Source organism: Peptoniphilus sp. KCTC 25270 (genome assembly GCF_021012875.1).
GTDB lineage: Bacteria > Bacillota > Clostridia > Tissierellales > Peptoniphilaceae > JAJMZJ01.
The window spans coordinates 258,864-282,594 of the sequence record NZ_JAJMZJ010000002.1; the positions used below are offsets into that span (position 1 = coordinate 258,864).

General features: G+C 37.0%; 27 protein-coding genes. 5 read left to right on the forward strand and 22 right to left on the reverse strand.

Annotation, left to right across the window (positions count from 1 at the left end):
• Window positions 1–52 precede the first annotated feature (52 nt).
• Genes LQU94_RS05140 through LQU94_RS05150 form a run of 3 tightly spaced genes read left to right on the forward strand, consistent with a single transcriptional unit; the run spans window position 53 to window position 2,770 of the window.
• A complete protein-coding gene (locus LQU94_RS05140; RefSeq protein ID WP_230696622.1) occupies window positions 53–637 on the forward strand; it encodes a phosphatase PAP2 family protein in 585 nt (194 codons plus the stop codon).
• Window positions 634–1,671 carry a homoserine dehydrogenase gene (locus tag LQU94_RS05145; protein WP_230696623.1) on the forward strand — a complete coding sequence of 346 codons (1,038 nt, stop codon included), beginning with the start codon at window positions 634–636 and terminating at the stop codon, window positions 1,669–1,671. Before LQU94_RS05140 ends, LQU94_RS05145 begins: the two co-directional genes overlap by 4 nt.
• Window position 1,672: 1 nt before the next feature.
• Complete coding sequence (locus tag LQU94_RS05150) at window positions 1,673–2,770, forward strand: SLC13 family permease (RefSeq protein WP_230696624.1); 1,098 nt, start codon at window positions 1,673–1,675, stop codon at window positions 2,768–2,770.
• Between the two features lie 31 nt (window positions 2,771–2,801).
• On the opposite strand, the gene LQU94_RS05155 is transcribed toward LQU94_RS05150, so the two are convergent.
• The 5 genes from LQU94_RS05155 to LQU94_RS05175 form a co-directional block, all read right to left on the reverse strand.
• Entirely contained in the window at window positions 2,802–4,148 is a 1,347-nt protein-coding gene (locus LQU94_RS05155; protein ID WP_230696625.1) for an MATE family efflux transporter, read from the reverse strand.
• A gap of 123 nt (window positions 4,149–4,271) precedes the next feature.
• A complete protein-coding gene (locus LQU94_RS05160) occupies window positions 4,272–4,814 on the reverse strand; it encodes a TIGR00730 family Rossman fold protein (RefSeq protein WP_230696626.1) in 543 nt (180 codons plus the stop codon).
• Between the two features lie 37 nt (window positions 4,815–4,851).
• Window positions 4,852–5,118, reverse strand: coding sequence for a DUF1294 domain-containing protein (locus tag LQU94_RS05165; RefSeq protein WP_230696627.1), 267 nt, complete (start codon window positions 5,116–5,118; stop codon window positions 4,852–4,854).
• Window positions 5,119–5,127: 9 nt separating this feature from the next.
• Window positions 5,128–5,616, reverse strand: coding sequence for a GAF domain-containing protein (locus LQU94_RS05170; RefSeq protein ID WP_230696628.1), 489 nt, complete (start codon window positions 5,614–5,616; stop codon window positions 5,128–5,130).
• 52 nt (window positions 5,617–5,668) lie between these two features.
• The gene (locus tag LQU94_RS05175; RefSeq protein ID WP_230696629.1) at window positions 5,669–6,445 is read right to left on the reverse strand and encodes an EFR1 family ferrodoxin; all 777 of its coding nucleotides are present in this window, start codon (window positions 6,443–6,445) and stop codon (window positions 5,669–5,671) included.
• Window positions 6,446–6,842: 397 nt separating this feature from the next.
• Between LQU94_RS05175 and LQU94_RS05180 the strand changes: the two genes are divergently transcribed.
• Window positions 6,843–8,180, forward strand: coding sequence for an APC family permease (locus tag LQU94_RS05180; protein ID WP_230696630.1), 1,338 nt, complete (start codon window positions 6,843–6,845; stop codon window positions 8,178–8,180).
• A 36-nt stretch (window positions 8,181–8,216) separates the two neighbouring features.
• Here LQU94_RS05180 and LQU94_RS05185 read toward each other — a convergent pair whose 3' ends face one another.
• Window positions 8,217–8,807 carry a hypothetical protein gene (locus LQU94_RS05185; protein WP_230696631.1) on the reverse strand — a complete coding sequence of 197 codons (591 nt, stop codon included), beginning with the start codon at window positions 8,805–8,807 and terminating at the stop codon, window positions 8,217–8,219.
• Window positions 8,808–8,902: 95 nt separating this feature from the next.
• Here LQU94_RS05185 and LQU94_RS05190 point away from each other — a divergent pair, with 95 nt between their 5' ends.
• Complete coding sequence (locus LQU94_RS05190; protein ID WP_230696632.1) at window positions 8,903–9,571, forward strand: Crp/Fnr family transcriptional regulator; 669 nt, start codon at window positions 8,903–8,905, stop codon at window positions 9,569–9,571.
• 101 nt (window positions 9,572–9,672) lie between these two features.
• Here the strand turns inward: LQU94_RS05190 and LQU94_RS05195 are convergent, their stop codons facing one another.
• The 16 genes from LQU94_RS05195 to LQU94_RS05270 all read right to left on the reverse strand — a co-directional run bounded on the left by LQU94_RS05195 (window position 9,673) and on the right by LQU94_RS05270 (window position 23,631).
• Window positions 9,673–11,109, reverse strand: a complete 1,437-nt coding sequence (locus tag LQU94_RS05195; RefSeq protein WP_230696633.1) for a DUF438 domain-containing protein — start codon at window positions 11,107–11,109, stop codon at window positions 9,673–9,675.
• 139 nt (window positions 11,110–11,248) lie between these two features.
• A complete protein-coding gene (locus LQU94_RS05200) occupies window positions 11,249–12,457 on the reverse strand; it encodes an OFA family MFS transporter (protein ID WP_230696634.1) in 1,209 nt (402 codons plus the stop codon).
• 257 nt (window positions 12,458–12,714) lie between these two features.
• Window positions 12,715–13,512, reverse strand: coding sequence for an acyl-ACP thioesterase domain-containing protein (locus LQU94_RS05205; RefSeq protein WP_230696635.1), 798 nt, complete (start codon window positions 13,510–13,512; stop codon window positions 12,715–12,717).
• 59 nt (window positions 13,513–13,571) lie between these two features.
• A complete protein-coding gene (gene dcm, locus LQU94_RS05210) occupies window positions 13,572–14,858 on the reverse strand; it encodes a DNA (cytosine-5-)-methyltransferase (RefSeq protein WP_230696636.1) in 1,287 nt (428 codons plus the stop codon).
• An 8-nt stretch (window positions 14,859–14,866) separates the two neighbouring features.
• Window positions 14,867–16,231, reverse strand: coding sequence for a Sau3AI family type II restriction endonuclease (locus LQU94_RS05215; protein ID WP_230696637.1), 1,365 nt, complete (start codon window positions 16,229–16,231; stop codon window positions 14,867–14,869).
• A 131-nt stretch (window positions 16,232–16,362) separates the two neighbouring features.
• A complete protein-coding gene (locus LQU94_RS05220; RefSeq protein ID WP_230696638.1) occupies window positions 16,363–16,941 on the reverse strand; it encodes a flavodoxin family protein in 579 nt (192 codons plus the stop codon).
• A gap of 90 nt (window positions 16,942–17,031) precedes the next feature.
• On the reverse strand, window positions 17,032–17,379 hold the full coding sequence (locus LQU94_RS05225; RefSeq protein WP_230696639.1) for a DUF2200 family protein: 348 nt from the start codon (window positions 17,377–17,379) through the stop codon (window positions 17,032–17,034).
• A 9-nt stretch (window positions 17,380–17,388) separates the two neighbouring features.
• Window positions 17,389–17,703 (reverse strand): thioredoxin family protein, encoded by a 315-nt coding sequence (locus LQU94_RS05230; protein ID WP_304622580.1) that lies wholly within the window; start codon window positions 17,701–17,703, stop codon window positions 17,389–17,391.
• A 9-nt stretch (window positions 17,704–17,712) separates the two neighbouring features.
• Window positions 17,713–18,714 (reverse strand): permease, encoded by a 1,002-nt coding sequence (locus LQU94_RS05235; protein ID WP_230696640.1) that lies wholly within the window; start codon window positions 18,712–18,714, stop codon window positions 17,713–17,715.
• A 3-nt stretch (window positions 18,715–18,717) separates the two neighbouring features.
• Window positions 18,718–18,990 carry a metalloregulator ArsR/SmtB family transcription factor gene (locus LQU94_RS05240; protein ID WP_230696641.1) on the reverse strand — a complete coding sequence of 91 codons (273 nt, stop codon included), beginning with the start codon at window positions 18,988–18,990 and terminating at the stop codon, window positions 18,718–18,720.
• An 85-nt stretch (window positions 18,991–19,075) separates the two neighbouring features.
• Entirely contained in the window at window positions 19,076–19,348 is a 273-nt protein-coding gene (locus LQU94_RS05245; RefSeq protein WP_230696642.1) for a hypothetical protein, read from the reverse strand.
• Window positions 19,341–19,838, reverse strand: coding sequence for a GNAT family N-acetyltransferase (locus LQU94_RS05250; protein ID WP_230696643.1), 498 nt, complete (start codon window positions 19,836–19,838; stop codon window positions 19,341–19,343). The genes LQU94_RS05245 and LQU94_RS05250 overlap by 8 nt, the downstream gene beginning before the upstream one ends.
• A gap of 68 nt (window positions 19,839–19,906) precedes the next feature.
• The gene (locus LQU94_RS05255) at window positions 19,907–20,515 is read right to left on the reverse strand and encodes a helix-turn-helix domain-containing protein (RefSeq protein ID WP_230696644.1); all 609 of its coding nucleotides are present in this window, start codon (window positions 20,513–20,515) and stop codon (window positions 19,907–19,909) included.
• Window positions 20,516–20,617: 102 nt separating this feature from the next.
• Entirely contained in the window at window positions 20,618–21,523 is a 906-nt protein-coding gene (locus tag LQU94_RS05260) for a glycine betaine ABC transporter substrate-binding protein (protein WP_230696645.1), read from the reverse strand.
• A gap of 46 nt (window positions 21,524–21,569) precedes the next feature.
• Window positions 21,570–22,418 carry a proline/glycine betaine ABC transporter permease gene (locus tag LQU94_RS05265; protein ID WP_230696646.1) on the reverse strand — a complete coding sequence of 283 codons (849 nt, stop codon included), beginning with the start codon at window positions 22,416–22,418 and terminating at the stop codon, window positions 21,570–21,572.
• Window positions 22,402–23,631 (reverse strand): glycine betaine/L-proline ABC transporter ATP-binding protein, encoded by a 1,230-nt coding sequence (locus LQU94_RS05270; RefSeq protein ID WP_230696647.1) that lies wholly within the window; start codon window positions 23,629–23,631, stop codon window positions 22,402–22,404. The genes LQU94_RS05265 and LQU94_RS05270 overlap by 17 nt, the downstream gene beginning before the upstream one ends.
• Window positions 23,632–23,731: the final 100 nt, after the last annotated feature.

Here is a 23,731-nt window from a genome sequence, read left to right on the forward strand (position 1 = left end):
TTTTTATTCTATTCTTCTCCTTCTCCCTTTTCTTTTCAGTTTGGGAGGGCTCTTGTTTTTTCCTGATTTTATCAACACTTGGGATCACCGAGTTTTGGAATGGATTCTTACCATTCGCAATCCCAGTCTTTCCCTTTTGTTCCGTTTTCTTACCTCTCTTGGAAATGCTTCCACTGTCGTCATCTTAACTTGTTTTGTCGTAGGATATTTTTATTATCATAAAAATTATTTCCATAGCTTTTGGTTTGCCATTACAGTCATTATTCCCACCGTTATTATAAATCCTTTGCTAAAACAGATTATTCATCGCCCTCGCCCAGAGGAAATCTATCATTTGGTTTCAGCTACTTCCTATTCTTTTCCTAGCGGCCATTCTTTAGGTTCTGTTGTAGTCTATGGTGCTTTGGCTTTTCTTCTGATGGAACATTTTCCAAAAGAAAAAAAATACTCCTTAGGGATTTGGATTTTTGTAGGAGCTTTTTCTTTCCTTATTGCCATGAGCCGAGTTTACGTAGGCGTTCATTATCTTTTCGATACCATTGCCGGTCTTTCCTTAGGAGGATTTTTGTTGTACCAATTCATCCATCTATTCTATAATAATAGTATTGCCAGAAAGTTTAAGGAGGATCGAAAATGAATACATTAAAATTGGCTTTATTGGGTTTTGGAAATGCGGGACAAGCTTTTGCCCAAATGCTTTTGGATAAACAAGAGGAAGTAGAACAAACTTACAATCACAAAATTCTTGTTACAGCTATTTCTACCCGTTCAAAGGGAACTTTGGTAAATCCTAAAGGAATTGATTTGGAAAGAGCGTTAAAAGATGTGAGAGAAATGAATCACTTTTCTAAGGTAACCCCTGGATATTGTTCTCTTTCCAATTTTGAGGTCATTGAGTCTGCCGATTATGATGCTATTATGGAATTGACTCCTTTGAATATTGAAACAGGACAACCGGCTATTGATCACATTCGTGGAGCTTTTTCTCGAGGAAAACACGCCATTACAGCCAACAAAGGCCCTATTGCTTGGGCTTTTGAGGAGTTAAAATCCATGGCGGAAGAAAAAGGCGTGGAATTTTTCTATGAAACTACAGTTATGGATGGCACTCCCATTTTTAATTTAGTAGAAGATACTTTGAAATTTTGTCAAATTGAAGAGGTGTCTGGAATCTTAAATAGTACGACCAATTTCATTTTGGAAGAGATGGCGAAAAAACGTCCTTACGACGAAATTATGGAAGAGGGACGGGCTCGCGGTTTTGTGGAAGCCGATCCCGCTATGGATATTGAAGGATACGATGCCGCCGCAAAGACAACGGCCCTTTTGAATGTTTTAATGAGAGCAAATATTACCCCAGACCAAGTTGATCGTGAGGGAATTGAACATATTACAGAAAAAGATATTGAAGAGGCGGAAAAAGAAGGGCGCGTCATTAAACTTCTTTGTCGCGGATACCGAGAAAATAATCAAGTAAAAGCCGTGGTAAAACCTACCGCTCTTCCTCGAGAAAATATGCTTGCTTCTGTAGATAGCACCACCTCTATCGTTTCTATTACAACAGATTTAATGGGGAAAGTTTCTGTTATCGAACATGCACCTGAAATTGAACAAACTGCTTATGGAATTTTTAGCGATATGGTTCGCTTATTGGATAGAACGAGAAAATAATATGAAGAAACACTCTTTTTTCAAGGAGCATATTGTGCTCCTTGTTTCTCTTTTTTTCGCCCTTCTCTCTCTATTTTTTGTTCCTCCTAGTCGGGAATATTTTTCCTACATAGACACCAATACATTATTGCTTTTGTTTTCTCTTATGGTTGTCGTAAAAACCTTTGAAGATTCAGGCGCTTTCCTCGCTATTTCCAACAAACTTTTGGAAAAAAGTCGCTCCACTCGCGCTCTCTTTCTCTGGATGATTTTCCTTTGCTTTTTTTCTTCTATGATTTTAACCAATGACGTGGCCTTAATTGCCTTTGTTCCCTTTACCCTTCTTTTATTGAAACAGGCTCATTTGGAAACGTACGCCATCCCTTTGTTGATTTTCGAAACCATCGCCGCCAACGTTGGTTCCGCCTTTACACCTATTGGAAATCCTCAAAATATTTACTTATATTATTTCTATGGGTTTTCTTTGGAAGAATTCTTTCAAACAACAGGCCCTTTAACCTTAGTAACGGCACTTCTTCTTTTGGCTGGAAGTTTCTTTGTCTTTCGCCACTCTTCTCCCTTGGCCCTTTCTATTACAAAATCAAACATAAAAAAAGAGACCCTCCTTTGGGCTCTCCTTTTATTTATCCTTTGTTTGTTGAGTATTTTTAAGCTTTTTAATACCTACCAATCCTTTTTAGGAGTGACGATTTTAACCCTTTTTGTAAAGCCTAAGCGATTGATCAGCGTCGATTTCTCTCTTCTCTTGACCTTTGTATGTTTTTTTATCTTTTCCGGAAATCTTCAAAATCTTCCCGCTTTTCAAGAAATGATTCAGAACTTATTAAAGGGTAGAGAGCTCCTTGTTACGGCACTTTTAAGCCAGGGAATTAGCAATGTTCCTGCAGCCATTTTGTTGTCAAAATTCACCATGGCAAAGAACGCTCTTTTGTTGGGCAGCAACATTGGCGGCCTAGGAACCCCTGTGGCCTCTTTGGCTTCTTTAATTACCATTCGCTATTTTTCCAAAGGAGGCGGCGAAATAAAATCCTTCCTTCTACCTTTTTTCCGTTGGAATTTTGCTTTCCTCGCTTTTCTTCTTATTTTTTATTCTATCTAAAAAATCCATGGATTTTCCATGGATTCTTTTTTTAGAAATAACGGTAATATTTTCTCAAAAGGAATAAAAATCCCACAGAAACAACAAAGGCAAATATTTCAGAGGCCCCTGTCGCCCACCAAATTCCCTCTACGCCAAATAGAACGGGCAATATTAACACTGCCCCCATTTTGAAGACCAATGTCCGCAAAAAGGCGATTATCGCCGAAACACGTCCATTGTTTAACGCCGTAAAAAAGGAAGAAATATAAATATTGACTCCAAATAACACAAAAGCAAAGGAAAAAATTCGAAACGCTCGAGTTGTCATGGCCAATAGTTCTGGGCTATAGCCAACAAATATATCAGAAAAAGGTTCCGCCATAAGAAAAGCAAAAACGGCTAAAAATATACCAATCCCTAGCATCAATATCAAACTTTTTTTCAGTAAACTTTGTAGCTCTTCTATGTGATTGGCCCCATAGTGAAAACTGATTACCGGCGCCGTTCCAAAGGAAAATCCTAGAGAAATGGAGACAAAAATAAATTGTAAATACATTAGTACCCCATAGGCCGAAACGCCGCCTTCTCCAATGTAGCGGAGGAGTTGATAGTTAAAGACCATACCAACTACAGAAGCGGAAACACTATTCATAAGTTCCGAAGAGCCGTTGACCAAAGTTTGCCAAATGGCTTTCCAGTCCATTTTCGTTTTCTTTAATTGCAACAGACTGCTATTGGGACGAAGAAAATACAGTACAGGAAGAAGTCCTCCTACACACTCTCCTACTCCCGTTGCCAAAGCAGCACCTGCAATTCCCATTTTGAAGACAACAATAAACACAAAATCTAAAATTACATTGGTAATTCCTGAAGCAACGGTCATCCACAATCCTAATTTTGGCTTTTCTGCTGCCACAAAAAAACTTTGAAACACCCCTTGCAACATAAACGGAACCATAAAAAAGATGGTAACCCGCCCATAAATAATGGCGTCAGAGGCAATTTTCTCCGTTCCCCCAAGCCAATCTACGATTTGAGGAATCAACGCCATCCCTACAATGGAAACAATCGCTCCTAAACACAAGGTAAAGACAATAAGCATTCCAAAATATTCATTAGCTTTTTCTTGATTTCCTCGACCGAGTTCACTGGCAACCAACGCCGATCCACCGGTGCCAATCATAAAACCTATGCCTCCTAGAATCATAATAAAAGGCATAATAAAATTAAGAGCCGCAAAAGACGTCTCGCCAATGAAATTAGACACGAACAAACCGTCTATAACTCCGTAAATCGAAGTAAAAATAACCATAATAATCGACGGTAATGCAAATCGCAATAACCGCCCATAAGTAAAACTATCAGATAATTTAATTTCCGTCTTTATATTCTCCATATTTCCTCTTCTCCAATTATATCGTACTAGTATACAATCAAAAAAATAGAAATGCAAGAAAAAAAGCCTCCTTTCTTAGGAGTCTTTTCCTATTTGACTTGAACTTTTACACCTTTCGGAAATCTAACAACGATAATTTTCTACAAACTCTTCCATTTTTTCTAAATTTTCTGTAAACAACGTTTGATTCCGTTCTTCTTCCGTTAAAAATCCATATTCCACCATTCTGTCAAATAGAACTTCCAAAGGATCATAATATCCTCCTACATTCAAAAGGATACAAGGAGAGGATTTCTGTCCCAAGCGAACCCATGAAATCACTTCAGAAATTTCCTCTAACGTTCCCGGTCCTCCTGGCAAGGCAATAAAAACGTCCCCTTTTTCAATCATAATGCTTTTTCTCTCTCTCATGGTTTCCACAAGAATGCACTCCGTTAGTTGCGGATGTACATCGGTTCTCTCGGCCAAAAACTTTGGTATCACTCCAATGGTTTCTCCCCCATTTTCTAAAACCGCATCGGCTACAATCCCCATAATTCCTGATTTTCTCCCGCCATATATTAGGCGATGGTTCTTTTTTGCAATCCATTTTCCTAACTTTATTGCCATTTCCTTATGGCTTTTTTCTTTTCCGAAATGAGATCCACAATATACTGTAATATTCATATTTTCTCCTCCCTTAAAAAAAGAGCCCAAAGGGCCCTTACATGCGAATTTTTGACACAAAAATATAAACAAATACAATGAACCCAAAGGCATTCATCAAATAAAAATGACGCTTCGATGTTTTATGATTAAAAGCTTGCATTCCCAAAAGTCCACCAATTCCACCGCCAGCCAATCCTAAGATTAAAAGGCTCGCTTCAGAAATTCGAAAATTCCCTTTGACTGCGTTCCGTTTATCCATTCCATACAACGCAAAAACTACTAGATTCAGTAGCAAGTAGATTCGTAACAATTGAAAATCCATGATTTCCTCCTAATATAAATAATCTTGAATCAAACTTCCCAAGCGAGAAAATCCTTCCACTTCGATTAATGTAAAACGACCTTTGATTGGAGAATCCAAATCCAAAACACCGTATACTTCTTCTTCACGGAAAAGGGGAATGACCAATTCGCTATTTGAGGCGCTATCACAAGCAACGTGATCTTCTACGGCATGAACATCTTCTATACAAACAACACGTTTTTCCCGCCACGCTTTGGCACAAACGCCCACTTCGTATTCCAAACGAGTGCAAGCAGGAAGACCTTGAAAGGGACCAAGAACCAATTCTTTCCCCTGAACCAAATAAAAGCCCGCCCAATTCAAATCTTCTACAACTCCTTTAATGGCCGCAGAAATATTACTCATTAAAGCAATGGGATCTTTTTCTGTTTCCAATAATGCCTTCACAAAAGAATGGAGATATTCCATTCTCTCCTCAGCGGATAAATTTTGAATTCCTTTTATTTCGTTGCTCATTTCCTCACCTTCTTCTCTTTTTATATCCATATTTATAGAAACAAAATCAATTTTACTTCTTTTCCCAATCGTAACGCTGAATCATTTTGCTCTGTTGGTGTACCTTACTACCTGAAATGGTAATGGCTTGGGTTGGACACAAATTGGCGCAGCGATAACATAATGTACATTGTCCGCGATCTACTATTTTTTCCTTTTTTATTTCGAAATTATCCATAGGACAAACTCTCATACATTTTTTACAATCCACACATTTGGTTTGATCGATTTTTATTTTGTCGCTATATTGACTAACCATTTCTGTTGCGTGGGCTCTTTGGGCAAAAAATCCTAGCATTTCTGCTGGAATGCTTAGCCCTTGTCGAATGGGCCGATGGCTCATATAACGTCTTGCGGCTCTTTCCAATTTGCGATCGGCCTTAAACAAAATTTTTGCCTGCCCTTCTTCATCCTTTTTGAAAATTTTAATATCGCAGATACAATCAGGCATAATTACATGGATTCCTCCTTGGACCTTTGCTTGGAATTTTTCCATTAAACGAGCCAAAACTCCCGCTCCATCTCCACTAAACAAAGTCATCGTGGCAATTATATATACTTTTTTTCCATAAAATAACGCCCGATGCTCCATTAAAAATTCTCGGAAAATCAATGGTAAATTGCTAGCATAAACGGGATATCCTAATACAATTTCCTCCGCCTCTTCCAAACGTTCCAACGCTTCTGGATCTTCTATTGAATACGCAGAATTTTCATAACCACATTCTTTCAAAAACTTTTCTATGCAATAACGGGTATTTCCTGTACCACTAAAATAAATTCCTATCATATTTCCACCCTTTCCCTTTCCTCTATAAATTATAACATAATTCTAAGGAGAATATTTTTCTCCATTATGCACCTTTGAGGAAAAACCAAGGAATATTATGTTTCATTTATTTTTTCACAAAATTGCAGTTGATATGTGTTATCGTACTTTTTCATTTCAATACCGCTTTACTATAAAGCAGTAAATCCTCGTTATTTACTTATTTTTCTTGCTTTTCCCTCTTTTGATGTTATAATAAAATTGTACTTAAGAATTAAGTTTTTTCATTAAATTGATTTTTGTATGTTTGTTTTACAACAAAAAGGAAAACAATTTTTTATTTTTCCCACCTCTAAATCTTGTTTGTGAAATTTCTTATCTTCTTAAAACGAAAGAAATAAAACTAAAGGAGTTTTTTATGAACAAAAACAAAACCGAAACACAATTGGCCAGAAACCTCAGCTTATTTGAGGCGACCATTTTCGGTATTTCCTACGTAATTGGTACAGGGGTTTTCTTGAAGCCTTCTTCTGTATTGAATTCTACAGGATCTACAGGAATGTCCTTAATCATTTGGGCTTTGGCTGGATTCGTTACCATCTGCGCGGCTTTAACCATTGCAGAAATTGCTGCCTATATTCCTGAATTGGGCGGTATGTACACCTATCTTTCTGAATTATTTGGAGAACTTGTTGGCTTTTTATACGGCTGGGTTTACGTCTTGGTTGTAGGGCCGGGGGGAATCGCCGCCAGCGCCATTGCTTTCTCTACTTTCGCTTCTTATTTCTTGGAAATGACGCCTGGTCAAATGCGAATGTTATCCTTTGGAGTGGTTATTTTATTTGGTATCTTACAAGCTCTTTCCACAAAAGGGGTTATGAAAATTCAAGTGTTAGGAACGATTGGTAAGTTGGCGCCCATTGCTGCCATCTTATTGTTTGGTATTTTCAAAGGAAATATTCCCGGCGCCATTAATCTTTCGATGATCGGCTCTCCTGATAAAGTAAATATTGGAGTTGCTTTAATCGGCGCTCTTTGGGCTTACGATGGATGGATTGCCACTTGTACTCTAGGAGGCGAAATGGTAAATTCTGAAAAGAACTTACCTAAGGCCATTGTGGCTTCTATTATCTTTGTAATGGCAGTTTACATTGCCTTTAACTGGGTTATTTTCAAAACTCTTCCCGCCAACGAAATTCTTGCTACAGAAAATGTTGGAGTTCGCGCCGCTGAAGTTTTATTTGGAGGAACGGGAGGATTATTAATTAGTGTAGGCGTATTGATTTCTAGTGTTGTTACAATGAACGCACAAATGATGAGTAACGAACGTTATATTTTACCAATGGCAGAACGTAAATTATTGCCTGCTTCAGATACTTTCGCCTATATTCATCCAAAATTCAACACGCCCATTCCATGTATTATTGTTACAGTGCTTTTCTCCTTGTTCTTCATTGGAACAGGAACCTTTGAAACCGTATCGAACATGGTAATATTTATTCTTTGGGTATTCTTTACTGTATTGGTTGCGGGGATTTTCAAATTAAGAAAAACTAGAGAACGGGACAACAGCTTGTATCACGTTCCATTGTTCCCAATTATTCCTATTTTAGGAATTACCGGTGGATTGTACCTTGTATTCTCCACTGTGACGACAGATTTCCGTCTTTCTTTGTACGGATTGGCTGCTGCAGCAGTAGGAATTCCTGTATTCTTATATTTTAATAAGAAAAAAGAAAGAGAAGAAAACCAATAATTTTTCTAAAAAAAAGGGATAGCTTTCGCTATCCCTTTATTTTTTTGCCAATCGATACAAATCTACATCTACATTTTCTAATGTATATCCCGTATTCGAAAGCATTCCTTCTATAACATTTTCTCGCAACGTGTAATATTGTTTCGGATCCCCTCCTACTTCACGCCAATACTCCTTGTGCAAATCCTGGGTTTGTTTCCACATAATTCCCTGTGGGTTGCTTTCCATTACCATATTCACATGATCACAAGGCATTCCATTTACGAAAAAATTTTCCATCTGGCGATAGATGGCCTCTGGGTTCTCATCCTCTTCAAAAGGATGACGAACACCAAAATCATAGGCCACTTCTTTTATTTCTTCCCAGCGACTTTCGTCTTCTTTTATTAATTCCGTCACTAGTTTCGCCCAGCGGATTTCTCCGTTTCGAACCTCCTCTTGTAACCAACCATGAATATCTCCTTCATCAATTGCCGATTCCAAAGGAGGAAATTCCTTTGTCCATTGGCTTTCTTCTGCTATCCATTCTTGATTTTTCCCATACTCTTCCAAAGATTTTGTCAAATTTTCTTGATTTTCGATTTTATTGTACAACCAATAATGAATGGGTCCTAAAAATTGGCTCATTTTTCTACCTCTCAATCTAAAACTTTTTTCTTTTTCCTAATTATAGTAAAATAACAAGAGAATGTATGTTGTTTTAACAACGAAAGGAGAGGGTTATGAAAATTTTTTTGAAAAATACTTCTTTATTTCAGGGCATTCAAGAAGAAGAAATAAAAGCTTTGCTTCCTTGTTTAGGGGCCCATAAAAAATCCTTTCAAAAGGGAGAAATTCTCTACCAAGCTGGAGATACTATAGAAGAAGTCGGGTTGGTTTTGGAAGGTTCGGTAAATATTGTAGTAAATTTTTATTGGGGGGACAGTGTTTTATTTGGACACATTCCAAAGGGAGAAATTTTTGGCGAAACCTACGCTGCCATTCCTGGTAAAGAGCTTCTTTGTGATGTTGTAGCTGCAGAAAAAAGCTCGATTCTGTTTTTGAATATGAACCATCTTTTTACAACTTGCCAAAAATCCTGTTCTTTTCACAATCGATTGGTTCATAACCTTATTCAAATTTCTGCACAAAAGAATCTCAATCTTTCTCAGAGAATGTTGCATACGGCATCCAAATCCATTCGCGGTCGGCTTCTTTCCTATTTATCAGAACAATCCATAAAAAACAATTCTCGTCATTTCCAAATTCCTTTTTCTCGACAAGAATTGGCCGATTATCTAGGGGTAGATCGTAGCGCTCTTTCCAATGAACTTTCCAAAATGCAACGAGAGGGATTTATTGAATATAAGAAAAATGATTTTCTCTTAAAAGAAGGAGGGACGGATTTTTAATCCGCCCCTTTTCTTATATCTTGTGATTTATCTGTCCTCGTTTTTTATCTTCCCGTTCCTATACGTATTGTTTTGATAAAACGAAGGAATGGAACCCTTCTCTATCCCTGAAAATATTCTTTGGCAAAATCCATTTCTTGAACCAATTCCATAGTGCCAACATACTCTCCTTTATGATCTCGAACCGCCATATAAGTCACCAATAAAGTACTCCCATTTTTTTCCATCCAAACGGGCACACTGTCTCTTTTGCCTTCCCGAAAATCTTCAATAATGCCTCGAACCATAGGCTCAATTTTGGGAGGATGACAGGAAAAAACTTCCCGTCCTATAGCCATAGATGGACGCTTAAATAATTTTGGTCCTTCGTTGAAAAATCGGTTGATATTCTGATCATCTACAAAGGAAATTTCCAAAGGAATCGCATTGAGCATAGCCCTAAGCTGAGAAACTGTCATATTTCCTCCAGGCATAGAAATCATTCCATCGATAGAATCCACTGGGCTTTCAAAACTTTCCGCCTCTTCCCATTTCTCTCCTTTTACTCCAAATACCATAGGGTAGTCTTTTGCGTCTTGATAAATGGATTTCCATTCATCCAAGGTGAAATTCTCCAAAGCAATAGGAAATAGAATATTTTCTTCCTTATATATCATCTCTTCCATTCGCCCCAAAACTTCTAATAATTTTTCCTTATCCTGTTTCTCATCGAATTCCTTCAAACTTTGACGAATTTCATCGTCTACGGTCCACATGACATTGGAAGGACCTGAAATATCATATTTCACCTTCAAGTGAGGGTATAGCAAATCTCCTTTTTTAGCGTAATGAACCGAAATTTCTCGAATTTTTTCAAGAAATCCTTCCAAATCTTCTTCCATATGTTTTTCTTTTTCAGATAGTAGGCTTTCTAAGGCTTGGTTCTCTTCTTGAAAAAGAAAAATCGGATGGCCTTTGATTCCCTTTATTTTTTCATAAGCCCCTTTTGTTTCTTCTCGTTCCAAGGAAGCTTCTACTTCTTTCTCAGCATTGGCGATTTTTTCTTCTCGTGTGTTTCCGTGGAATAAGGCAGAGTGAACGTCACAAAGTTTTTGCACCTCTTCCAAAGGCGTTCCCTCTTCTAAAAGTTCCTGTTCCGCCCGCATAATTTCCGAAGCTTCCACCTCTTGGAATTTTTTCACAAAATCCTCTCGAACCGATTCCAAATCCTCTCCTTCTCCCAAACGACGTAAGAAATCCTTAATTTCTTCACGAGATCCGTTGGTTGGAGTTTTCTTCATTTCCTCTTTTTCAAGAGAAATTTCCTTTGGCATTTCCCCTTCCAAAACAAACCCCTCTTCCATAAGGGCAAATATAATTTTTTCCATAGGGATTTTTCGCATTTTTGCTCCCTTTGGAAGGGTCATAACACGTCCCAAAGAAGAAAGCATGGCCGGTTTTTTGATTTCATCAAAACCAACGCTGGCCAAAATGTCTTTTACTTCAGGATATTCTTCTACTAAATCATACACGCTACGTGCTAAATTTATTTTTTTCATATTCTTTTCCTTTCTTAGAACACAAATGATTTCTTAATGGTAAATTCATTGTATCGAGAAAGGAATGGAAATTATGTTGTTATAACAACATAATAAAAAGAAAATAAAAAAGACGATGTCAAAAGACACCATCTCTTTTTTACGCTTTTTTCGCCATCTTTCGATAAACCACAGTTAGCAACAAGCCAAAGGCCGCCAAGGCAATGGAAATCAAAAAGGCATAACGATAGATTCCCGTTGTACTATAAACATTGCTTAATAACATTGGACCGATGATTCCAGCTAAAGAAAAACCAATCCACATAATTCCATAATTTACCGTATTGTATTTTGTTCCAAACATATCGGTACTGAATCCTGGGAAAACCGCCATAAAAGTACCGAAACAAATTCCGATTAAAATCAAACCAACGGAGAACAATGGAACCGATTGAGAAGGCTCTGCTAACAATAAAGAGACCAAGGCCACAATGGCAATGCATAAAGCCGCCGTAATGGTATTGATACGTCCCAATTTGTCAGAAATAGAACCGGCAACCAAACGTCCTGCCGTATTAAATAGACAAAGAATTGAAACAAATAAAGTCGCCGTTCCATCTGCGGCTGAAACCATATTTATTGCCAAACCCTTTGCATTGGAAATAATCATCATTCCAAAAGTTGCTCCACAAGTTAAAAGAATCAACATTACGTAGAAAATAGGCATACGCAACATTTCTCCTGGCGTTTTGTCTTTGGCAGAATTGGAATTTGTAACAACTGGAGGAATATATCCTTCTGGAACAAACCCCACTGGGCAACGTTGCATAATAAAGGCTCCCGCACAAATAATTACCATAAATACTACGCCTAAAATATGGAAGGAACTGCGAACGCCAAAAGAATGGTTCAAAGCCGAAGCAATGGGCGCAAAAATTACGGAACTAATTCCATAAAAAGCCGTTGTCATTCCCCCCACCATACCACGGCGATCTGGGAAAAATTTAATGGTATTGCTAATGGTACAGCCATAGACAAAAGCCAAACCGATTCCCAACATAAGACCATAGGTCAAAATCAAATGAGTAACCGATTGCGCATTCCCTGCTAAATACATCCCCAAACCAAAAAGCAAACCGCCACTGAAAACAACCCAACGAGGACCAAATTTATCGTTTAATGTCCCTCCAAGAATCATTCCCACAAAACCAATGGCGTTGGAAATAGAAAACACAATCGCCAGACTCTCCACATTTAATTCCTTAGCCATCGGCCCGGCTAAAGCACTCCAAGCGTACATGGATCCGATACATAAGTTGATTAAACAACTTACAATCAAAATGATCCAACGTTTTTTCGTATAGTTCATAATCCTCTCCTCAAAATAAAATATGTAATCTATTCCATTATAAAGAAAAAGAGGGGAACTTGTATACAACTTTTTCAAAATTTACAACGAATCCAAAAAAGGCCACGGTTTCCCGCAGCCTTTTTCGTTACACTCTTCTTTTTTGTGATTCCTATGAAAATAAAACCCATGGAATTTCATTTCGCTAAAAATTGCCGATCCAACGACCAAAGCAACTTTAACTTATTTCGATCCATAAAAACTCCGCAACAAAATTTTTAATCCAAATCCTTATCCAAAATATCCATTTTCGCCTTTACTAAGAAAACACACTCGCCCTTTGGATCCACTCCCTCCATAAAAATAAAATCCTCTTCTTCCTTTACAAACATAGAAACCGAATCTCCCATAAAAATTTCATTTTGATACTGAATATGGAAAGAACGAATTCGAATGGTTTCCTTCTCTGGATCCAAATTCCGAAATTCTGCAAAAGCATCCATGGCCGTACGAATGTAATAACTACTATGAAAATGGATATTAATGTCTAAATCACTATAACGAACTTTATAACAAAGAACCGGCTCCATTCCCTCTTCGTAGAAAGATTCCAACAAATCCAATTCCTCTGTTAAAGCAATCGAATCATCAAAAAAATCCTCCTGGGCTTCCTGAGAAATCCATCTCGACAACTCCACCGTCTTATGATCCTCCTCCGAAATAATCGCCCATTGGGAAGTATTCAAAGCAAACACATTCTCCTCATTGATTCCATCGCAATAATATTTCGCTTCTCGGAGCAATTTTACAACATCAATTCCCCGAGACCAAGTATCGATAATCATCGCCTCTCCCTCCTTTGGAAGAGGACGAAGAAATTCATACTTACTAGACAACAGAATCAAACGTCCCTTTTTTTCCAATAAAAACTCGTGATCCAAACCCAATTTTTCACAATTGGCCAACTCCAACAACTGAGATTTGTCCATTAAATGATGAAAATGAAGCTTTTCTCCACTATTTACCTCATTCCCCTCAATCAAATATTTTTCCACATTATGGGCATTCCGTTTCATAAAACCCCTCCTATTCTTATACCAACTATACCCAAAAGAAAAAGCCATAAGAATCTATCTTATAGCTTTTTCTTTTCAAATTTTTCATAATTCTTTTTTATTCCATCACCAATTCTTTTTACTATTCCCGTGACTAAAGCATTGCCCATAAAAAACATCCTCATACGATCTGAAACAAGTTCAACATCTCCCTTTTCGTTTCGTTTATACTTTGTCCAATCATCAGGAAAGTCCTGTAATCTTTCTGCTTCAATTGGTGTTAATAAGCGATATCTCCCATCTACTTTCAACAGATGAGTCGAACGGTTCACAGATCCTTCTGAAGTAAGCATTGTTCTACCTGGCAATTCCAAAGAATCATATTCACTCATCCCACCCTCTGAATAGACATATTTATGCCCATCAAAAGATGTCCGTTCTAATTTTTTGGGACCTCTTAGGTATCTAAATTTCTCTAATTTTTTATCATCAATAAAATATTTTTCCTCAACCTCTTCATTTTTCAGAATTATTTCCTTTAGAGGGATTGCCTTTTCTATAATCGGTTCTGTTTCAATGGTGCAAAAAAATCCATGTCGCATTACCCCGCTATTCCAAAACTGACTAGCAAAATTATCAGAAATGTTCGCAATATCTTTATCAACACTACCGGTATGAACTCTTCCTTTAACTGGATTTTTTTTCACAGGAAACTCTTTAGCAAAAATTCCATCTTCAAAAATATATCTTTCATAAAATAGCTCTTTATTTTTATCTTTTTGTAATTCCAAGTCTAAGTGCTTTGCCCAATTCAAGTCATTTTTATAGACAATGATAAAAACTCTTCTCCTTCTTTGAGCCCTTCCATATTCTGCTGCATTTATAACTCTCCATTCAACAGAATATCCCAGTTGATGAAACGCACTTAACATTACACCAAAATCTCTTCCTCTCTGTTTAGAGGGTGCTTTTAGTAATCTATCTACATTTTCTAAAATTAAATACTTCGGTTCAATAATACGAGTAGCCCGAACTATCTCCCAAAATAATACTCCTTTTTTTCCTTCGATTCCCATCTCATTTTTCTTACTTCTTGCAACAGAATAATCTTGACAGGGAAAACCTCCTACAATCATATTTACTCCCGTCTTTCTCATTTCAATAAATTTCGAATCTGGGATTTCAGCGATATCATCGGGAAGATGCACCATATCAGGGAATCTATATCTTCCTACCTCAAAAGCATCTTGGGATTTTCTAGAAGGTTCATATTGGTTAGAATACATTACTTTGTAGAACTCCGAATCTGAGTTCTCTAGCCCAACAATAAATCCTCCTACTCCATCAAACATCGAAAAAACATTCATTTATCCACCTACTCTACTCCATCAATATCACTTACAATTTTAGCCACATATGAGCTATTTAGCCAATATGTCTGTTTCGTTATCATTTGCCCATCTGGCAGCTGAACCTTATCTTCTGCATTTCTCGCCTTTGGTCGAATATGAGCAACGCCATTAAAACTACTATCCGGAAGATTGTTTTTTATTCCTCTTGAGCTTTTCTCTAATTTAACCCCTTTTTCTAATTTATCCCTTACATCTTTCCACAGACCATATATTTCACCTTGAATTGTTTCTTCCGGCATATTCCACAATTTGATTCCCTTAAAAATCAAATTTTCTTCATCATCAAACTGAAATACAACGAATAAAAATTTTGTTGTTTCAAAAGTATTATAGATTTCACTTTCTTCAAAAGGTAGTTCTAACCATTCCTTAAAATCAATTTGTTTGAAAGACATACTTTCCTTAGGAACGCCTTTTTTATTTAATCGTATTGTCTTGAAAACAATATTTGCTTTGGAAAACTCTTCAATACTATCCAATTTATTTCCTCGAATATCTAGAATTTTACTTGTTAATTGTTGAACTTTCGACTTAAATGCTGAATTCAATTCCAAGCCTAGATTTTGAGAAATTTCTTCTACACTCATTCCAATATATGGATTAAAACGAGCATGAAGAATTTCTTCAAAGGATTTTTCCCTTAATTCTCTCTTATCAGTGATTCTTTCTAATTCTTCACTATCCAAATGTTGCCGGGCAATAGTTGTCATATAAGATTGTTTTAAGGAGTAAGCTCTTTGTTTTGCTAAAATAGGAGAAAACGGCTGTTGCCTCATACTCTTTGCATTTACTCCTTTTGTACAAGCACCTAAATACATTGTATCTCCCTCAGACAACTCGTGAGCCTTTCCAGATAAAATTTTATGATGTATGATTTCCCAGTCATTTCGAATGATAGACAAATCTTCCTCTGAATAAGTTAACAGAACCGCTTTCAAAACCTTAAAATTTTGAATGGGGGCACCTTTCTCCCATAAATAAAAATATAATAATATCTCTTGATTTTTAGTCCAAAAGCTAGATGTTTCAAACGTTACATGAGCTTCCTTCATATAGTTTATTATATTTAACACTAATCTTTCTTTAGCTGAAATACTCCCATTCTTATTTCTTTTTAGAGGCGTTGTTTTTAGCTCTATTCCTAATTCCTTGAAGTCCGCTTCCGATCTTGAATTTATATCAAATCCATATACGCTTTCTTCTATAATATGTCCTATCATTCCTTTGGTTTCTTTCTCGGAACGGTGCTTTTTATCTATATCCTTCACTGATTTCCCATATACGGTTTCTGCCATCGATAAAATATCATCACGATTATATTCGTTCATTCTTACACACCTTTCCGTAAAATTATCTCTTTTCATTATAACATTCTATCTGTCTTGGTAAATTAAAAAAGCCATAAGAATCTATCTTATAACTTTTGTTTTCTTTTTACGAAAAAAACGTAGAATTTCTTCTACGCTTTTTCTCCTAGTTTTCTCGCAAATTCTTGGGCTCGTTTTTCTTTTTCTTCATCCCAAAATTCCAAATGGTATCCCTTATGTCGTTCTGCCAAATATCCTAAATACTCCAGTTGAGAATGTTTTATGTAGCGTTTCATTCCTTCTTCCCATAAATCCATTCCTTTTTCTACTTTATAGCCACAAGTTGAAATTAGGGCTACTTTTGTTCCTGCCCATAGAGAAGGTCCTTTTTCTTCTCCATAGTATTTGTTCAAACCATAGACCAAACGGTCCAACATGGCTTTCATTGGCGCGGTACAGTACCAGGAATAAATAGGAGTAGATAAAATCAAAAGTTCACTTTTCAAAATTTCTGGATAAATTTCCATTACATCGTCATCAAACATACATTCATAGGTTTCCCAATTTTTTTGGCATTTTCGACAAGCGGTGCAAGGATGAATTTCTTTTTCATACAAATTATACGTCTTGCATTCATGCCCCAAAGCTTCCAATTCTTTTACGACTACATTGGTTACTTGATTGGTGTTTCCTTGAGGTCTTGGGCTAGCTGTTAATACGGTAATTTTCATAATCGGCCTCCTTTTTTCTATTGTAATCGAAATAAGGGAGGAAACCTAGATTTTTTCCTATTTTCATAAGACATCGGTAAAAAAGAGAACTCACGAAATGATTTTTTCTATGGATTTTCCTTTGGCCAATTCATCGATTAATTTGTCCAATTGACGAATGGATTTTCTTAGAGGATCTTGGATTTCTGCAATTTTTACCCCACAAATTGCCCCGCTAATTTTGTCTTTATCTGGGTTCATCTGTGGTGCTTTTTCAAAAAATTCCCCATAGGTGATTTCACTTTCTAGAGCATCGTTGATTTCAATGTTATTGTAGCCTGTGAGCCAAGTGGTTAGTTCTTGTACTTCTTCTAAGGTTCGCCCTTTTTTCTCTGCTTTTTGGATCAAAGCCGAGTAGACTTGAGAAAATTCCATCTCTTCTACTTTTTTTCTTACCATAATTTCCCTTTATTCTCCTTGAATTATTTTTTTAATTTCTTCCTTTGAAAGAACTTTCCCGTACGATAATACCTTTTCATCCAGAACGAGAGCCGGCGTACTCATAACTCCATATTTTGCTATTTCTGCAAAATCTCGAACGTGGGAAATTTCTTCCTTCATCCCTAGTTCTTCCAAGGCTTCTTTTGTATTCTTTTCTAGTTTTTCGCAAGAGGAGCATCCAGATCCTAAAATCTTCACTCGAGTATTTTTTTCTTCCCTTCCTTTTTTGACCCAACCATTTGTTGTATTTTCACAAGATGGTTTTTTCTTAAAAAATCCCATTTTTCCTCCTTATAATAAAACATTTTGAAATATATTAAATAGATATCCCACAACAATAATTCCTACGGTACAAATTCCTATAAATAAAGCCAATAGCTTTGGTTTGATTGCATTTCTTAATAAAATTAAAGAAGGCAGACTCAATGTAGTTACAGCCATCATAAAAGATAAAACAACCCCTAGTTGGGCTCCTTTTTGTAATAAAACTTCTGCCACAGGAATGGTCCCAAAAATATCCGCATACATAGGGACACCTAAGGCCGTTGCCATCATTACTCCTAAGGGATTGTTGTTCCCCAACACTTTTTCAATCCATTCTCCAGGAATCCAGTTGTGAATTCCTGCACCGATTGCCACTCCTATTAATATATAGGGAAAAACTTTTAGAAATGTTTCTTTCACCTGTTCTTTCGAAAATTTCAAACGATCTTTTAAGGACAATTTCTCTAGGGGAATTTCCTCTGTCATCCCTTGACTCTGTAGTACAAAATCCTCTACGTATTTTTCCATATGAAGTTTATCTATAATGGTTCCCCCAATGACTGCAATGACTAAACCTACCACAACATAAGCTATGGCAATCTTAATCCCAAATATACTCATAAGGAGTACCAAGCTTCCTAAATCTACCATGGGAGAGGATATTAAAAAGGAGAAGGATACACCAATGGGAAGACCGGCGCTAGTAAATCCTATAAAAAGAGGAATGGAAGAACAGGAACAGAATGGAGTTACCGTCCCTAAAAGAGCCGATACTATATTGGCCCCCATTCCACGAAATTTCATTAATATTTTTTTGCTTCGCTCTGGCGGAAAGTAACTTTGAATATAGGAAATAAGAAAAATCAGCGTACAAAGTAGCAGAACAATTTTGATGGTGTCATAGAAAAAGAAATGGATGCTTGCTCCTATTTTACTCTCCATAGACAATCCTATCCCTTCCATCCCTTTTTCAACCAAATCGTATAGCCACTTCATCTTAAAAATTTGGTTTTCAATAAAATTCCACATTTTCTATCCTCTAGAAAATTTTCCTATAAAATTTTCTAATTCCTTCAAAGTTTCTTTTTCAATGGAATAATGAGACCATTTCCCTTCTTTTCTTGTTTTTACTAGATTGCAATCATTTAAGATTTTCATATGATGGGATAGGGTAGGTTGGGTAATTTCTAGTTTTTCCAAAATATGACAAGCACACCGCTCCTCTTGCCCCAAAATCTCTAAAATTTGTAGACGATTGCTATCACTTAAAGCTTTGCAAATCAAAGATATATCGATCCGATTCATATTTCCTCCTTTATAGATTGATAAGTATCTATATACTATACGACAGATTGATGGTTGTCAATCTATAAATAAAAAATAACAGCCCTTATAGAGCTGCTATTATTCCTAAAATTCCGGCTACAATAAGTAGAACCATACCGATTAAATTTTTCTTCTTCCATTGTCTTCCAATTTCCATAAACCATTCCACTCCATAGGATAGAAGAGCGATTCCTATACTAACGAGGCCTAGAATCAGCATTTCTTGCAAAACTTCCTTTGATAGGCTGGTTTTTTCTGCTAGTCCAAAAAATAAAAAGAGAAGAATCAGCCCGATCATACTAAAAATCAGCCCGATTTTGTGTGCTATCTCACTCATTTCCATTGCCCTTATAATCGTAGGCTATTCGCGGAGATCCATTTTCTACATAAATGATTCCACATTCCTTAAACCCATATTTTTCCACCGCTTTTCTCATGGATGTGTTTTTTTCATGGGTATCGATTCGCAAATAGGGAATTTGTTTTTTGGCAAAATCGAAGCAAATCTTTCCAAAGGATTTCACTTTTCCATTGGAGGCAATTCGGTGAATGGTTCCGTATTCTTCCTCCCAACGCCAGTTTCCTTCATAAATTTTTCTATAGGTTTTTTCTTCCCCTATAATCAGAGCGAACATTCCTACTACTTCGCCCTTTTCTTCCACAACATAGGAACTTTCTTTTTCCATGTCTTCCAAAAAATCTTTTTTTGAAGGATAATTTCCTTGCCATTGAACGGTGTTCCCTTGAGAGGCCATCATTTCTTTGGCTATTTTTATAATTTTTTCCATTTTCGGTATATCATTTTCTTTGGCTTTTCGAATGTTCATTTCCCACCTCTTGAAATTATTATAGCGAAAATTTTTTCCTTGGCAAAGAAAAAGACAGGTTTCCCTGTCTATTTGCTTTTTGGATTGATTCCTAAGATTTTTTGTTTCATAAGTCCATGACGGTTACAATAGGCGTATAAATAGCCTGTTTTTCTCAGAGGAAACCTTCCTTCGGCGTTTCCCTCTGGGTACAATTTTTTCAAAATAAATTGATCTGGAGTTACATAGGCAAAAAAGGAAATAAAGTGTTCCTTTGTCATATCATGATGAATTTTTATGAAAGATTCATCCTCCACCCTCTCAATTTCAAAAGCATGGTCCTCGTCTGGATCTTCTGCTTCTAACGGCGGCAAAGTAATTCCGCAACAACTTGCAACAATTTCTCCCATGGAATGAATGGTATTTCCACAAATGGGACATACATAAAACTTGGAACGATAGAGGTTGGATGATGGATTTTTATTTTCAATGGAATCTCCTGACAATAATTCAATCAAAGATATTCCTAGAGATTTTGCTAAAGGTTCCAACAGACTAATGTCTGGTAGTCCCTTTCCTGTTTCCCATTTGGAAACGGTCTTTCCACTTACGCCAATTTCTTCTCCTAGTGTTTCCTGGGTTATATTTCGTTTTTCTCTAAGATTTTTTATAGTAGACCCTGTTACATATGGATTCATATTTTCTCCCCTTTCTTTTCCTAGTCTACCTTAGGAATTTTCTCGGGGCAACCTACGCATCGTGGACAGAAAAAATCCTCCGCAAAAGCGAAGGATGTTTCTTTATTGTGCTGTCCATTCCGAAACTTTTTCTTGATTGTTGTCAACCCAGTTTCTTGCTGCTTCTTCTGGACTTGTGCCTTCTGAAATTTCTAGCATTACAGATTCCATATCTTCAACAGACCAATTGAAATTGTCCAAAACGGAATATACTTCTGGCATATCTTCTTGAAGTCCTTGGCGTGCCATGGTTTTGATTTCTTCTTCTCCACCAAATACGCCTTTTGGATCTTCTAAATATTTTAAGTCATAGGTTTGGAATTTCCAGTGTGGAGACCAGCCAGTTACGATAATGTCGGATTCATTTTCAACAGCTGTTCCCAATGCGGTTACCATCGCTCCGGAAGAAGAGGGAACCAAATCCCAGTCCGCTAAATTTTCATATTCTTCGATAGCTCTTTCCGCACCAGCTACAACGCCTGCACCCGCTTCGATTCCTGTAATTTCTTGGTTTGCTTCTTCTGTTAAATCTTCAATGGAATTTGCTTCCATATATTCTGGAACTACCAAGCCGATTTTTGCCCCTGTTAAGTTGGCGCCTAAATCTTCTACTTGATCTTTATATTGTTCGTATTGTTCTCCATGGGTTACTGGTAACCATGCTGCTACCATTCCGTCCACTTCTCCATTGGCTACGCCACTCCACATAATGGCATTGTCTAAAGGAGTAATTTCAACGTCATATCCCATATCTTCTAGCACTGTTTTTACTACATTTGTAGAAGCAATTTCTGTATCCCATTCTACATAGCCTAGCTCAACAGAACCTTTTTCTCCTTCTGTTGCTGCTACATTTTCTCCCGTATTGTTTCCATTGCTTGTATTGGCCTCGCTACCACAAGCTGTAATCGCAAGCATCATACATAATGCAAATCCTAATGTTAGTAATTTCTTTCCTCTGTTTTTCATATTCCTACCTTTCCTAATTTCTATACTTTCATCGTACAAACAAATTTTATTCCTCTTCCTTAGAACGGAAGGATTGAGTAAATCGATCCATGGCAATGGCTAAGACAACGATACTTAATCCAGCGACAAACCCTGTTCCTACATTGGCTCTTTGTAACGCAGATACAACTTCTCGTCCCAATCCTGGAGCTCCGATCATAGAAGCAATAACAACCATAGATAAAGATAACATTACCGTTTGATTGATTCCTGCCATAATTGTTCCTTTTGCTAAAGGCAACTCTACTTTGAATAGTTTTTGGCTCCCTGTAGCACCAAAGGAATCGGCTGCTTCTCCCAATTCTTTAGGAATTTGTCGTAGTCCTAAAGAGGTAAAGCGAACAGTTGGTGGCAATGCAAAAATAATAGAAGACACCATTCCTGGCACGACACCAATTCCAAAAAAAGCTACCGCTGGAATTAAATATACAAAAGCGGGCATGGTCTGCATAAAGTCGAGTATCGGTTTTAGAATCGCCTCGGCTACGTCATTTTTCCCCATTAGTATTCCTAGAGGAACGCCTAAAACGATGGCAAATAAACTAGACACCAATATTAGGCTTAGAGTGTGAATAAATTCGGGCCAAAGTTCTTGATTGTAGACAAATAACAATCCTATACATAGAAAGATGACCAAACCCCATTGTTTCGATTTTCTTTTTATCCATAGGGCAAAAACGACCACTATTAAAATGAAAATGGGAGCCGGAATAGCACTCAGCAAAGAGTCTAAACCATTAATGATTCCATCACTGAAATTGCGAATCCCATTAAATAGCCCCGAAAAAACATCGACCGCTTGATCTGTTACAGATTCGACCCACTGGGCCACTGGAAGTTTAGGCATTGAATTCATTCTCTGCACCTCCTTCATCGTCAAGCATTTCGATTATGCCTTTTCGCGTTACAATTCCTTCCATACGTCCTTTTTCATCTTCTACTACAACTGGAGTCGTAGAATCTTTCAAAAGAGTATAGACTGTATCTACTGTGGCATCTTTTTGCGTTCTCGGTAAATCCGTCCGCAAAATCTCTTCATAGGCTTCCTTATCTCCGCCTTGATCTAAGAACTCTTGGACTTCCTCATAATCAATATAGCCCAACGCTTTTCCTCTCTCATTTACAACCAAAATATTGGAATAATTTTTTCTCTCCATTGTTTCCAATGCAGACTCTAAATTGTGTTCCTCATGGGATGTTTTATAAGCAACGTCCGTTTCGCTCATTACATAGGATAGATCCAAAATCTTTGTTCGATCCACATCTCTAACAAATTGTTCTACATAGTCATTGGCTGGATTGGTTAGGATTTCTTCTCCCGTACCAACTTGTACAACAACCCCATCTTTCATAATGGCGATTCGATCTCCTATTCTTAGGGCCTCGTCCAAATCGTGGGTAATAAACACTATGGTTTTTTTCATCTTTTCTTGTAACGTTAAAAGTTCATCTTGCATATCTTTTCGAATCAAAGGATCCAATGCAGAAAATGCCTCATCCATAAGTAAGATTTCTGGATTATTTGCTAGGGCTCTTGCTAAACCTACCCTTTGTTGCATACCTCCAGATAATTGGGACGGATATTGGTCCTTGTAAGCCAATAACCCAGAGTTGTCTAAAGCTTGTTCTGCTTTTTTCGTTCTCTCTTCCTTAGGAATCTTTTTTAATTCCAAGCCAAATTCTGTATTTTCTAAAATCGTCTTATGGGGAAATAGGGCGAAGCTTTGAAACACCATACTAAAGGCGTTTCGTCGCATCTCCAATAATTTCTTTTTATCCGCTTTTACGACAGACTCTCCATTTACTAAAATATCTCCTGCTGTAGGTTCAATCAATCGGTTCATCAATCGAATCAGTGTAGATTTTCCACTACCACTTAAACCCATTACAACAAAAACCTCTCCTTCGTATATGTCAAAGGAGGCCTGGTTTACACCAACCGTTGATCCTGTCTTCTTAAAGATTTCGTCTTTATTTTTTCCTTCTTTTAATAATTTACTTGCTGTCTTTTCTTTCTTTCCAAAAATTTTTGTAACTTCTCTACAAGATATCTTTACTGTCTTGTCCAAAATACGCATCCCTCCTTTTCAATAAATTTATTTTTTCTAGTCAAAACACTCTTATCTATTCACCCTATCATAAAAAAAAATAGATTACAAATCGATGTCG

Excerpts from the sequence above, each read along its gene's own strand:
- LQU94_RS05155 (WP_230696625.1), bottom strand. The coding sequence starts at position 4,148 with ATGGAGAATATAAAGACGGAAATTAAATTATCTGATAGTTTTACTTAT.
- LQU94_RS05220 (WP_230696638.1), bottom strand. The coding sequence starts at position 16,941 with ATGAAAATTACCGTATTAACAGCTAGCCCAAGACCTCAAGGAAACACC.
- LQU94_RS05180 (WP_230696630.1), top strand. The coding sequence starts at position 6,843 with ATGAACAAAAACAAAACCGAAACACAATTGGCCAGAAACCTCAGCTTA.
- LQU94_RS05215 (WP_230696637.1), bottom strand. The coding sequence starts at position 16,231 with ATGAACGAATATAATCGTGATGATATTTTATCGATGGCAGAAACCGTA.
- LQU94_RS05175 (WP_230696629.1), bottom strand. The coding sequence starts at position 6,445 with ATGATAGGAATTTATTTTAGTGGTACAGGAAATACCCGTTATTGCATA.
- LQU94_RS05145 (WP_230696623.1), top strand. The coding sequence starts at position 634 with ATGAATACATTAAAATTGGCTTTATTGGGTTTTGGAAATGCGGGACAA.
- LQU94_RS05200 (WP_230696634.1), bottom strand. The coding sequence starts at position 12,457 with ATGAACTATACGAAAAAACGTTGGATCATTTTGATTGTAAGTTGTTTA.
- LQU94_RS05185 (WP_230696631.1), bottom strand. The coding sequence starts at position 8,807 with ATGAGCCAATTTTTAGGACCCATTCATTATTGGTTGTACAATAAAATC.
- LQU94_RS05195 (WP_230696633.1), bottom strand. The coding sequence starts at position 11,109 with ATGAAAAAAATAAATTTAGCACGTAGCGTGTATGATTTAGTAGAAGAA.
- LQU94_RS05235 (WP_230696640.1), bottom strand. The coding sequence starts at position 18,714 with ATGTGGAATTTTATTGAAAACCAAATTTTTAAGATGAAGTGGCTATAC.
- LQU94_RS05205 (WP_230696635.1), bottom strand. The coding sequence starts at position 13,512 with ATGAAACGGAATGCCCATAATGTGGAAAAATATTTGATTGAGGGGAAT.
- LQU94_RS05250 (WP_230696643.1), bottom strand. The coding sequence starts at position 19,838 with ATGAACATTCGAAAAGCCAAAGAAAATGATATACCGAAAATGGAAAAA.
- LQU94_RS05265 (WP_230696646.1), bottom strand. The coding sequence starts at position 22,418 with ATGAATTCAATGCCTAAACTTCCAGTGGCCCAGTGGGTCGAATCTGTA.
- LQU94_RS05160 (WP_230696626.1), bottom strand. The coding sequence starts at position 4,814 with ATGAATATTACAGTATATTGTGGATCTCATTTCGGAAAAGAAAAAAGC.
- LQU94_RS05165 (WP_230696627.1), bottom strand. The coding sequence starts at position 5,118 with ATGGATTTTCAATTGTTACGAATCTACTTGCTACTGAATCTAGTAGTT.
- LQU94_RS05230 (WP_304622580.1), bottom strand. The coding sequence starts at position 17,703 with ATGGGATTTTTTAAGAAAAAACCATCTTGTGAAAATACAACAAATGGT.
- LQU94_RS05260 (WP_230696645.1), bottom strand. The coding sequence starts at position 21,523 with ATGAAAAACAGAGGAAAGAAATTACTAACATTAGGATTTGCATTATGT.
- LQU94_RS05255 (WP_230696644.1), bottom strand. The coding sequence starts at position 20,515 with ATGAATCCATATGTAACAGGGTCTACTATAAAAAATCTTAGAGAAAAA.
- dcm (WP_230696636.1), bottom strand. The coding sequence starts at position 14,858 with ATGAATGTTTTTTCGATGTTTGATGGAGTAGGAGGATTTATTGTTGGG.
- LQU94_RS05240 (WP_230696641.1), bottom strand. The coding sequence starts at position 18,990 with ATGAATCGGATCGATATATCTTTGATTTGCAAAGCTTTAAGTGATAGC.
- LQU94_RS05190 (WP_230696632.1), top strand. The coding sequence starts at position 8,903 with ATGAAAATTTTTTTGAAAAATACTTCTTTATTTCAGGGCATTCAAGAA.
- LQU94_RS05170 (WP_230696628.1), bottom strand. The coding sequence starts at position 5,616 with ATGAGCAACGAAATAAAAGGAATTCAAAATTTATCCGCTGAGGAGAGA.
- LQU94_RS05225 (WP_230696639.1), bottom strand. The coding sequence starts at position 17,379 with ATGGTAAGAAAAAAAGTAGAAGAGATGGAATTTTCTCAAGTCTACTCG.
- LQU94_RS05245 (WP_230696642.1), bottom strand. The coding sequence starts at position 19,348 with ATGAGTGAGATAGCACACAAAATCGGGCTGATTTTTAGTATGATCGGG.
- LQU94_RS05150 (WP_230696624.1), top strand. The coding sequence starts at position 1,673 with ATGAAGAAACACTCTTTTTTCAAGGAGCATATTGTGCTCCTTGTTTCT.